Genomic DNA, 10972 nt, shown 5'->3' with positions numbered 1-10972 from the left:
GAGGCGCTCGGCCGTCCCGATCCGGGGATGGCCGAGCGCCTCTCGCTTTTCCGCTCGCTGATCGTCAAGATCACGCCCAACGACGGCAAGGGCTTCACCGAGGTCTTCCCCAACCTCGCCACCGGCACCTCGGTCAAGTGGACCCGGGGGCCTGACCGAAGATGGGCGCCAAGAAGTACCAGAAGTTCGAGGGCAAGTACACCGTCACGGTGACCTTCACTCCGGTCGACCCTGCGGTGGCCACGGCGTCGAGTCGCGAGTCCCGCTCGGCGCCGTCGTCTGGTGTGGCTGGAGTGGTGCGAGGTGCTAAAGAAATCGAAATCACCGCGCAAAACGCTTGTATTCGAACACATTGGCGAAGCACAATTGAGTATGCCCTCGTTCCGTGACCGTCCGCCTCGCACCCCGGTGTCGACCCGGGTGCATGAGGTGCATCGGTTCACGGGTCGGCTCAACGAGGTGCTCGACGGGCTGGATTTCGGCCGGGTCTGGGCACTCGGTGTCGAGGAGACGGGAGAGGTGCTGCGCGAGTTGTACGCCGCCCAGGCCAGACTGGCGGCGCTCCGCTCGGCGATTCTCTCCCACGCTGAGGAGGTCGATCTCCCTTCCCTCGACGCGGCCACCAGCCTGAAGGCGTGGCTGCGCGACCAGGTGCGGATCGCGCCGGGCGAGGCTGCCCGGCAGGTCAAGCTCGCCCGGGCCCTGGGCACCCACGAGGCCGTGCGCGAGGGGCTGGCCCGAGGTGAGTTCCCGCCTGCCTCTGCCGAGGTGATCGTCAAGGTGGTCGACGGCCTGCCAGACGAAGCGGACTCGTGGGTCTCGGAGTTGGCGGAGAAGCACCTGACAGCCGAGGCCTATCGCTACGACACCCAGGTTCTGAGCCGGCTCGCGGCCCGGCTGGAGGAGGTCGTCGACCCCGACGGTGCCGACGAACGGCTCGCGGTCCAGTTGGCCCGCGCCGAGGAGGATGCTGTCCGGGAGGCATTTCTCACGCTGCGGCACGACGAGGGTCGGGAGGTGAGCGAAGGTTCCTTCCGGATCCCGCTGCTGCAAGGAGTCAAGCTGCAGCGGATGGTCGAGACCTTCCTCAACCCGGCCTCGTGCTCGACTCGCCCCGATCCGATCCCGTTCGTGGATCCGGTGACGGGGGAGCGGGTGCCCGGTGACGTGCTGCGCGGCCTGGCGCTGACCCAACTGATCGACCGGATCCCGACAGGGCGGCTGCCTCGAACCGGCGGCATGATCCCCACCGTGGTGGTCACCATGGAGCTCGAAACCCTGCTCGGCGGGCTGCGCGCCGCCAGCCTGGACACCGGGCACCGGATCAGTCCCGGAGCGGCTCGCCGTCTCGCCGCCCGGACCGGCGTGATCCCGGCCGTGCTCGGCACCGACTCCGAGGTCCTCGACCTCGGCCGACGGGAGCGGTTCTTCCGCCGCCCCCAACGTCGCGCGATGGCGATCCGGCAAGCGGGGACCTGCGCGGTCGTGGACTGCGACGCCCCCACCTCCTGGTGCGAGGCGGCTCACCTCAAGGCCTGGCAGGACGGCGGGCCTACCGATCTGGCCAACGGCGCCTTGCTCTGCCCACGACACCACACGCTGGCCGATCACCCCGACTACACCATCTACTGCCGAGGGCCCGGGCGCATCAAGATCGTCCGCACCGGCGTTGACAGCAGGCCCACTAGATGATTGATGCACGGGGATCGTGCTGCGAGCGTCGCAGAGCGTGCGAGACCCGTGCATCAATCATCTAGGATCAACCGACGGACCTGAGCCGATGCGGGGCGAGAGCCGCCGCCGGTAGCATCGCGACCCATGTGCCCTCGCCGTCGGTCCAGCGTGGCGATGCTGGTCGTCATCACGCTGCTGGCGGGGTTGGCCGTGGCCGGCCGCTCTCGGTTGTCCGGGCCGGTGCTCTTCGACGTCGTCGGCTCCCACGGCCTTCATCGTGACGACCTGATCGTCGTGGCGCTGTGGGTCGTCGGCCTCGCCATCTGCGTCGCCGCCTGGCGCCGACAGTAGGCACACGAGTCACTCCTGCCTCGTGATGTGACGACTTTCATCCACCGGCAGGGTTGCGGAGCCGGTTGTCCACAGGCTTGCGACCGACATCGTCGCGATGTCGATGCCACCTCCTAGCTTTTTGTTGCAGATCGAAATGGCCTGACGAAGACTGGGAGCGTGATCACGATGCAGACGGCGGTGACATTGGTTGGCCTGGCAGCCACGGTGATCACGATCGTCGCCTACCTGCGCAGCGAGATGGACAAGGTGAGGACCGAGCTGCGAGGCGACCTGACGGGGCTGAAGGCTGAGATGGCGGGCGTCAAGACGGAGTTGAAGGGTGAGATGGCGGATGTCAAGACGGAGTTGAAGGCCGATATCGCGGGCGTCCAGACAGGGCTGAAGGCCGATATCGCGGGCGTCAAGGCAGAGTTGAAGGCCGATATCGCGGATGTCAAGGCAGAGTTGAAGGCCGATATCGCGGATGTCAAGGCAGAGTTGAAGGCCGATATCGCGGATGTCAAGGCAGAGTTGAAGGCCGATATCGTTCGACTCGATGACCGGGTCTACTCGCTCGCGATCGGCCTGAAGCCGCGGCCCGAGGCCTCCTGACGAACAAGAGATCGGGCGGAGCGCCCGGAGGCACTCCGCCCGATCACACCCGAGGAGCCCGCTAGTGCTACTTCTTCGGACCCCTCACCTTGACCTTGAGGATCATCGTCGTCGCAGCGACGGCAGCATCCCCGGAATAGCTGAGGGTCAGCTTGATCTTGCCCTTCTTCTTGAACCTCAGTCCCTTGATGACGACGCTGCCGTCAGCGCGGATCGTGGCCGTCACGGCCTTGCGGAGCGCCCGGCCCGACACGGTCACTGTGCCGGTGGGCAGGACGCCCGAGGCCGAGGCGACGACCACCGACAGCTTGTGGGCGCCCTTCTTCCGGACCGGCTTCGGGGAGACCTTCGGGTGAAGGAACGTCGCCGCGGCCTTCTCGACGGTCTGCGGGTTGGTGCCTGAGTTTCCGCCTGAGTTGTCACCAGCATTGCCGCTCGCGGGCGTCACCTCGGGCAGGTCGAGCCCGACGATCTCCGGGTTGTGGTCGGAAGCGCGGAACACGTCGTTCTCGTAGAGGATGGTCGCGTTGTAGTTGTAGCGGCTGTACTCGAAGCCGACCTGCTCCTGGGCGTTGATCTGCCAGACGTCGACGCCGGTGACCCACGCCTTGGCGGCGGCGTTGGCGAAGACGTGGTCGAGCGAGCCGTCCAGGCCGTCGTAGGAGTACGTCGCCTCGCCGTCGTTGAACGCCCCGTTGAGCTCGGTGTAGCCGGCGTCCTCGAGGACCTGGACCGGGTCCTCCATGGAGTAGGCGTTGAAGTCGCCGGTCAGGAACACCTTGTCGGTGCCGACCTCGGTCTCGACCTCGTCGGCGAAGGCGGCCAGCGAGGTCGCCTGGGCGACCCGGTCGGGGTTGGCGTAGCCCTGGCCGGTGCCGTCGTCGGTGCCGGAGCCCTTCGACTTGAAGTGGTTGACGATCACCAGGAAGGCGTCCTCGTCGGAGCCGCCGGCCGGCTTGAACGCCTGGGCCAACGGCTCACGGGCGCTCTCGAATGCCTCACCCGAGGCCGACTCGTCGCTGAGCACGTACGACGTGCCGACCAGCTCGACGTCGGCCGGCTTGTAGATGAAGCCGGTCCGGATGACGTCCTGCTCCTCGGTGTCGGGCAGCGTGGTCGGCGAGGGCGCGTAGGCCCAGGTGCCCGCGCCCGCCGCGGCGTTGAGGGCGTCGACCAGCACGCCGATGGCGTAGTCGCGGTCCTTGCCGAACATCACCGAGTTCTCCAGCTCCTCCAGCGAGACCACGGAGGCGTCGAGGCCGTTGATCGCCTGGACGATCTTGACCTGCTGGCGCGCCAGGTTGTCGGCGTCGGCGGCGCCACGCGGGCCGTCGCCGCCGTCGGCGGTGGTGCAACTGTTGACCGTGATGTTCTTGCCGTCCCGGTCGCTGTAGAACGTGCAGCTGCCGCCGTCCGCGACGATCTCCGCACCCGTGGTGGGGAAGTAGTTGAGGACGTTGAAGGTCGCCAGCTTCAGGTCGCCGCCGACGTCTTGCGGCGCCAGGTTGTCCGAGCGGGTGTCGGAGAAGGTGACCACGTCGGAGCCGTCGTCGGTCACCGGGGTGGTCGGCTGCAGGCTCCACAGGCTGTTGCGGTAGTCCAGCACCATGTCCTCGTTGAAGGTCACCGCGGACCCGACGCGGACGGGGTTGTCGGTGGTCAGCCACGGCAGCGCGGTGGCCTTGTTGGCGGTGGAGTTGAAGTTGAGGCTCTGGCCGTCGTCGAGGGTGATCGCCCGGGCCGCATTGTCGGCCGCGATCGCCGCGATCGCGGTGGTGTCCGAGGCGTCGGCGTACTCCGTCGGCTGCTTGAGCGGCTCCTCGCCCGAGGCCAGCAGGAACGAGGCGTAGTAGTTGGCGTCGTAGTTGTCGCTGACCACGAAGTCGCCCGGCGGAGTGATCAGCTCGCTCTCGTGCTCCTCCTTCTCAGCGTCGGTGTCGAGGTCGCTCCAGGAGTCGAACGTGCGCGGCTCCACCTCGCCGAGCGACTCGGTCAGCACCGTCGGCGCCGCGGTCGGGGTGAGCTCGGTGTAGGTGTAGTACTCCGAGACCGTGCCGGTCACCGACACGCTCTCGCCGATCGACACGGTGGAGGCGTACGACGACCCGTAGACGAACAGGCCGTCCGAGGCGCCCTCGGTGGTGTCGGCGCCGGGGGTCTCGATGGTGAAGCCGTTGAAGCCGCCGGTGGCATAGACCGCGGTCACGACGCCCTCGGTCGTGACGGTGCAGTCGACGTACGGCGAGGTCTCGCCAGTGCCCTGGACAGCCGCGATCGTCGGGGTGGCCGACAACTCGTCACACGCGTCGTCGGAGCTATCGGAGCCGCCGGTGCCACCGGCGATCGGAGTGGGAGCTGCGGTCGTGAAGTCGACCGAGTTGTCGTCGGTGTCCACCCCGTCGGTGCGGTTGTAGCTCAGCACGAGCGAATTGCCGGATGCCGCGGTGCCCTCGGGAGAATTGGAGGTGCCCCAACCGAGCTTGTCCACGACGCTGGTGTCTGTGGGCAGAACCTTCGCGGCCGAGGTCGACAAGAAGAGAGTGCCGCCGCCAGCCCCCGGATTGAGGCTGTCGCTTGCGTCGAAGTCGGGGGACGGCAGCTCCTCGCCCGGGTTCGTAGAGGCGTTGTTGCTCTGCATCTTGACCAGGTAGTAGCCGTGCGCCGCCACTTCGCCGGTGAGCGCCCCGAGGCCGGTTGCCTCGGCGGTGCCGGTGGGGGATCGATACTGCAGAGTCACGCCGGTCAGCGCAATCGCGTCATCGGTGGGGTTGTAGAGCTCGGCGAACTTGTTCAGATAGGCGGCACCGTTCGACCCGCCGTTGACGTATACCTCGTTGATGACGAGCCCGGTCCCTGCCGGGTTGGCGTCGGCCGCTGAGAGGGCGACGAACTGGAGTCCGCCGGCAGCGACGGAGCTGACGGCGAGCGCGGCGAGGCCGCGACGTACTGAGGACACTGAAATACTCCCGGGTAGAAGACAACGAGGACGACAGGAGGCCGAAGCGCCCCCACCGCACAGCACCGTAGTCGCGCGATGTGGACAGTCGGTAGGACGCCACGTGAAACCTCTGTTACAACGGCCCGGGCGGCCACGAAACGTGCGGCTCACGATTGGCAGGTTCTGCCCGTCCGAGGCGAGCAGTCAAGGTGATGATTTGATGTGCATCATGATGCTAGCGTCCACGACATGAGGACGACGGTGAACATCGACGACCAGCTGCTGGCGGCAGTGAAGGTCGAGGCGGCGCGCGGCCATCGCACCATCGGGTCGGTGATCGAGGACGCGCTGCGGGCACACCTCGGGGTCGAGCCGGTGGACGCGAGGCTCGACACGGCTTTCAGGGAGGACAAGGCGAAGCTCACGATCAGTGGTGACTACGACCTCGCGGCCAACGGCTGGGTGACGCCCACCGGGATGCAGATCATCCCGGCGAAGAAGCCGAATGGACCGGTCGATTGGACGGGGTTTCCTGACCGGCCGTTCAGGACGGTCGAGGAGACCGACGCGCTGATCGAGGAGATGAAAGGCGAGTGGTGAGCCCTCACTATCTCGACTCGTCAGTCGCCGCCCACATCCTTGACGGCAGGCGGGAGGCAGCCGCCTGGTTCGAGGGGGCGGCAGGGGACGACGAGGTCATGCTGATCTCTTCCCGGATCCTGCGGCTGGAGCTCACCCGATTCCTGCGACGCGATGGCCGGCCGCTCAGCCTGCGCGATGCCATCCTCAACCAAGTCAACGGCGTTCCCCTGACCGAGCGGGTCGTCCAGCGCGCCGAGGGCATTGAGTCGCACGTCAAGCCCTTGGACGCTATCCATCTGGCGTCGGCCCTGGAGACCGGCGTCGAGCCCACGGTCGTCACCCACGACACGCGCATGAAGGAGGTCGCCGAGATCCTCGGCCTGGCGACCTTCGACCCGATCGCGGCTTGATCAGCCGTTGATCATGCCGGCGCCGACGGTCACGCCGGTGGCCTCGTCGATGAGGATGAAGGAGCCGGTGGTGCGGTTCTTGGAGTAGGGATCCACCAGCAGCGGCATCGTGGTGCGCAGCTGGACACGGCCGATCTCGTTGAGGCCGAGCTCGCCGGGCGCCTGGTCGCGGTGGAGGGTGTTGACGTCGAGCCGGTACTGGATGTCCTTGACCAACGCCCGCGCCGACCGGGTGGTGTGCTTGATGGCCAGCTTCTGCCGGGGCCGCAGCGGAGTGGTGGTCATCCAGCAGACCATCGCGTCGATGTCCTGGCTGGGGTGGGGGGCGTTGTTGACCCGGGCGATCATGTCGCCGCGGGAGACGTCGACGTCGTCGGCCAGCCGGATGGTCACCGACATCGGCGGGAACGCCTCGGTGACCTCGCGGTCGAAGAGGTCGATGCCGGCGATGGTCGAGGTCATCCCGGAGGGGAGTACGACGACCTCGTCGCCAGGGCGGAGCACGCCACCGGCCACCTGGCCGGCGTACCCCCGGTAGTCGTGGTGGTCGTCGGACTTGGGCCGGATGACGTACTGCACGGGGAGCCGGACGTCGACCAGGTCGCGGTCGGAGGCGACGTGGACGTTCTCCAGGTGGTGGATCAGGGTGGGCCCGGAGTACCACGGCATGGTGGTGGAGCGCTCGACCACGTTGTCGCCCTGCAGCGCCGAGATCGGGATGATCTCCAGGTCCGGCACGTTGAGCTTGGTCGCGAACTGGGTGAAGTCCGCCGAGATCTGGTCGTAGACCTCCTCGGAGAAGTCCACCAGGTCCATCTTGTTGATGCACAGGACCAGGTGGGGGACCCGCAGCAGGGAGAGCAGCACCGCGTGGCGGCGGGACTGCTCGGTCAGCCCGTTGCGGGCGTCGACCAGCACCAGGCCGAGGTCGGCGGTGGAGGCGCCGGTGACCATATTGCGGGTGTACTGCACGTGGCCGGGGGTGTCGGCGATGATGAACTTCCGCTTCGGCGTCGCGAAGTAGCGGTAGGCGACGTCGATGGTGATGCCCTGCTCGCGCTCCGAGCGCAGGCCGTCGGTGAGCAGGGAGAGGTCGGTGTAGTCGTGGCCCTTGGCCTCCGACGTGCGCTCGACGGCCTCGAGCTGGTCCTCGAAGATCGCCTTGGAGTCGAGCAGCAGCCGCCCGATGAGTGTGGACTTGCCGTCATCGACGGAGCCTGCGGTGGCGAAGCGGAGCAGATCCATACCGGCCATCAGAAGTAGCCCTCCTTCTTCCGGTCCTCCATGGCGGCCTCGGAGAACCGGTCGTCGCCACGGGTCGCGCCGCGCTCGGTCACCCGGGCGGTCGCCACCTCGGCGATGATCTCGTCGATGGTGCTGGCGGCTGACTCCACACAGCCGGTCAGGGTCAGGTCGCCCACGGTGCGGAACCGGACCGTGCGCTCCTCGACCGTCTCGCCCTCGCGCAGCGGGTTGAAGTCGCTCTCGCTCAGCAACATGCCGTCGCGCTCGAAGACCCGGCGCTGGTGGGAGAAGTAGATGTTCGGGATCTCGATGCCCTCACGGCCGATGTAGTCCCAGATGTCGAGCTCGGTCCAGTTCGAGATCGGGAAGATCCGCATGTGCTCGCCCTCGTGCAGCCGGCCGTTGTAGAGCGACCACAGCTCCGGGCGCTGGTTCTTCGGGTCCCACTGGCCGAACTCGTCGCGGTGGGAGTAGACCCGCTCCTTGGCGCGCGCCTTCTCCTCGTCGCGCCTCCCCCCGCCGAAGGCGGCAGTGAAGCCGCCCTCCTCGAGGGCGTTGAGCAGGGTGCCGATCTGCAGCCGGTTGCGGCTGGTCCTGCCGTCGTCGACGACGACGCCGTTCTTGATGGCGTCCTCGACGGAGGCCACGATCAGCTTCACGCCGAGACGGCTGACCCAGTTGTCACGGGTCGAGAGCACCTCGGGGAAGTCGTAGCCGGTGTCGACCTGCAGCACCGGGAACGGGATCTTCGCCGGATAGAACGCCTTCTCCGCCAGCCGCATCATCACGATGGAGTCCTTGCCGCCCGAGAACATCAGCACGGGCCGCTCGAACTCCGCCGCCACCTCGCGGAAGATGTGGATCGACTCGGCCTCCAGCTGGTCCAGCTGGCTCAACCGGTAGTCGGCATGGGTCTGGGACATGATCTGCTTTCTCATCGAGGGCAGCCCTCATCGTAGACGTGCTAGCCATGGGCACCGATTCGTCGTCCAGAATGAGGCCCATGAAGATCGCTGTCTCCGGCCTGGGCTATGTCGGCCTCTCCAACGCCGTCCTGCTCGCCCAGCATCACGAGGTCGTCGCGGTCGACATCGACGGCCGCCGGGTCGACCTCGTCAACGCCGGCCAGGCGCCGATCGAGGACGCCGAGTTGGAGGCCTACCTCGCTCGGGGCGGCCTTGGCCTGGCCGCCAGCCTCGACAAGGGCGCCGCCTTCACCGCGGCCGAGCTGGTCGTGATCGCCACGCCGACCAACTACAACGAGGTTACCAACTTCTTCGACACCTCCTCGGTCGAGTCCAATATCGGCGAGATCCTGGCGTTCAACCCCGCGGCGGTGATCGTGGTGAAGTCCACCGTGCCGGTCGGCTTCACCCAGCGCATGGTCGAGCAGCACCCGGGCGCGACCATCCTGTTCAGCCCGGAGTTCCTGCGCGAGGGCCAGGCGCTCCACGACAACCTGCACCCCTCGCGCATCGTCGTCGGCTGGGTAGCCGGAGAGGACGGCGCCGAGGTCGCTGCCCGCCGGTTCGCCGACCTGCTGGCCGAGGGCGCGCTCGAGGACGACGTACCCGTCCTGCTCACCGGTGCCACCGAGGCCGAGGCGATCAAGCTCTTCGCCAACACCTACCTCGCGCTGCGGGTCGCCTACTTCAACGAGCTCGACACCTATGCCGCCGTGCACGGCCTCGACAGTGCCCAGATCATCGAGGGCGTCGGCCTCGACCCGCGCATCGGCTCGCACTACAACAACCCGTCGTTCGGGTACGGCGGCTACTGCCTGCCCAAGGACGCCAAGCAGCTTCAGGCCAACTACCGTCAGGTGCCGCAGAACCTGATCAGCGCCATCGTCGAGGCCAACACCACCCGCAAGGACTTCATCGCCACCGACGTGCTGCGCAGCGCGCCGAGGGTGGTCGGCATCTACCGCCTGATCATGAAGTCCGGCTCCGACAACTTCCGGGAGTCCTCGATCCAGGGCGTGATGAAGCGGATCAAGGCCAAGGGCGTCGAGGTCGTCGTCTACGAGCCGGCGCTGGCCGAGGACACCTTCTTCAACTCCGAGGTCATCCGCGACCTGGACGAGTTCAAGCGCCGCGCCGACGTGATCATCGCCAACCGCCGCACCGAGCTGCTCGACGACGTCGCCGAGAAGGTCTACACCCGCGACATCTACGGCCGGGACTAGGGTTGCCCGTCGTGACCGCGCCCACCGATGACCACGCATTCGCCGCCTGGCTGGCCGAACAGGCCGGCGCCCGCCTCCTGGAGGTACGACGGACCTCGGGGTTGAGCGGCAAGGAGCTCAAGGACGCCGGCGACGCGGCGGCGCAGACGCTGCTCGCCGAGCTGCTGGCCGAGCACCGGCCCGCCGATGCGGTGCTGTCCGAGGAGTCGGCCGAGACCCACACCGACACCGGCCGGCTGAGCGCCGAGCGGGTCTGGATCATCGACCCGCTGGACGGGACGCGGGAGTTCTCCGAGCCACCCCGCGACGACTGGGCGGTGCACGTCGCGCTGTGGCAGCACGGTGCGCTGGTGGCCGGCGCGGTCGCCCAGCCGGCGCTGGGGGAGACCTTCTCGACCGGCCGCCCCCCCGTCGTACCTCCCTCGTCGTCGACCAGGGTGCGGATCGCCGTCTCCCGGTCCCGGCCGCCGGCCTTCGTGGCCGCGCTGGCGGAGGCGCTCGACGCCGAGCTGGTCCCGATGGGATCGGCGGGGGTGAAGATGATGAGCGTGGTGCGCGACGTGGCCGACGCCTATGTGCACGCTGGCGGGCAGTACGAGTGGGACTCCGCCGCGCCGGTCGCGGTGGCGGCCGCCGCCGGGCTGTTCACCTCACGGGGCGACGGCTCGCCGCTGGTCTACAACCGCCCCGACCCTTACCTGCCCGACGTGATCGTCTGCCGGCCGGAGCTCGCCGCGCCGATCCTCGGCCACCTCGATCAGCAGAGGATCGCTGATCACGGGACGGATTAGTCACCTTCCGGGCCGTCGAGTTCTGGTCGAAGGGCGGTACGCCGGCCAGCCGCAGGTTGGGCGAGCCGTGCTGCTAGTGGTCGTCTCTGGAAGTTCGTGGGGGGTATGCGTGGATCCAGGTGCGCGCAGCGCAAGGCGGCGTCGCGACGGCATACCGGGCGTCTTCCGAGCGGCGCCAACGCCGCGATGGGTGTGCCTG

The 10972-nt window shown here is 67.8% G+C and carries 11 protein-coding genes; 8 read left to right on the top strand and 3 right to left on the bottom strand.

Annotated features, from left to right (window positions below; genetic code table 11):
* The 4 genes from QM595_RS15835 to QM595_RS15820 form a co-directional block, all read left to right on the top strand.
* On the top strand, positions 1-213 hold a 213-nt coding region (locus QM595_RS15835; RefSeq protein WP_415172540.1), incomplete at its 5' end, for a hypothetical protein.
* 216 nt (positions 214-429) lie between these two features.
* The gene (locus tag QM595_RS15830; RefSeq protein ID WP_415172539.1) at positions 430-1692 is read left to right on the top strand and encodes a DUF222 domain-containing protein; all 1263 of its coding nucleotides are present in this window, start codon (positions 430-432) and stop codon (positions 1690-1692) included.
* Between the two features lie 126 nt (positions 1693-1818).
* Positions 1819-2025, top strand: coding sequence for a hypothetical protein (locus QM595_RS15825; protein WP_415172538.1), 207 nt, complete (start codon positions 1819-1821; stop codon positions 2023-2025).
* Positions 2026-2184: 159 nt separating this feature from the next.
* Complete coding sequence (locus QM595_RS15820) at positions 2185-2619, top strand: hypothetical protein (RefSeq protein WP_415172537.1); 435 nt, start codon at positions 2185-2187, stop codon at positions 2617-2619.
* A gap of 67 nt (positions 2620-2686) precedes the next feature.
* On the opposite strand, the gene QM595_RS15815 is transcribed toward QM595_RS15820, so the two are convergent.
* Positions 2687-5575: an ExeM/NucH family extracellular endonuclease gene (locus QM595_RS15815; protein WP_415172536.1), complete on the bottom strand. Its 2889-nt coding sequence runs from the start codon at positions 5573-5575 to the stop codon at positions 2687-2689.
* A gap of 231 nt (positions 5576-5806) precedes the next feature.
* On the opposite strand from QM595_RS15815, the gene QM595_RS15810 reads away from it, so the two are divergent.
* Together QM595_RS15810 and QM595_RS15805 are read left to right on the top strand one after the other, a co-directional pair.
* Positions 5807-6157: a ribbon-helix-helix protein, CopG family gene (locus tag QM595_RS15810; RefSeq protein WP_415172535.1), complete on the top strand. Its 351-nt coding sequence runs from the start codon at positions 5807-5809 to the stop codon at positions 6155-6157.
* The gene (locus tag QM595_RS15805) at positions 6151-6549 is read left to right on the top strand and encodes a type II toxin-antitoxin system VapC family toxin (protein ID WP_415172534.1); all 399 of its coding nucleotides are present in this window, start codon (positions 6151-6153) and stop codon (positions 6547-6549) included. The genes QM595_RS15810 and QM595_RS15805 overlap by 7 nt, the downstream gene beginning before the upstream one ends.
* Here the strand turns inward: QM595_RS15805 and QM595_RS15800 are convergent, their stop codons facing one another.
* Both QM595_RS15800 and cysD read right to left on the bottom strand, forming a co-directional pair.
* Positions 6550-7803, bottom strand: a complete 1254-nt coding sequence (locus QM595_RS15800; RefSeq protein ID WP_415172533.1) for a sulfate adenylyltransferase subunit 1 — start codon at positions 7801-7803, stop codon at positions 6550-6552.
* Positions 7803-8717 (bottom strand): sulfate adenylyltransferase subunit CysD, encoded by a 915-nt coding sequence (gene cysD / locus QM595_RS15795; protein WP_415172541.1) that lies wholly within the window; start codon positions 8715-8717, stop codon positions 7803-7805. Before cysD ends, QM595_RS15800 begins: the two co-directional genes overlap by 1 nt.
* 80 nt (positions 8718-8797) lie before the next feature.
* Here cysD and QM595_RS15790 point away from each other — a divergent pair, with 80 nt between their 5' ends.
* Positions 8798-9982 carry a nucleotide sugar dehydrogenase gene (locus QM595_RS15790; RefSeq protein ID WP_415172532.1) on the top strand — a complete coding sequence of 395 codons (1185 nt, stop codon included), beginning with the start codon at positions 8798-8800 and terminating at the stop codon, positions 9980-9982.
* 11 nt (positions 9983-9993) lie between these two features.
* Entirely contained in the window at positions 9994-10773 is a 780-nt protein-coding gene (locus tag QM595_RS15785) for a 3'(2'),5'-bisphosphate nucleotidase CysQ (protein ID WP_415172531.1), read from the top strand.
* The last annotated feature ends 199 nt before the right edge of the window (positions 10774-10972 follow it).

It is taken from the genome of Nocardioides sp., assembly GCF_047607185.1.
Lineage (GTDB): Bacteria > Actinomycetota > Actinomycetes > Propionibacteriales > Nocardioidaceae > Nocardioides.
The sequence above is the reverse complement of the archived record's forward strand: the minus strand, read 5'-3'. Positions and strand labels throughout refer to the sequence as shown.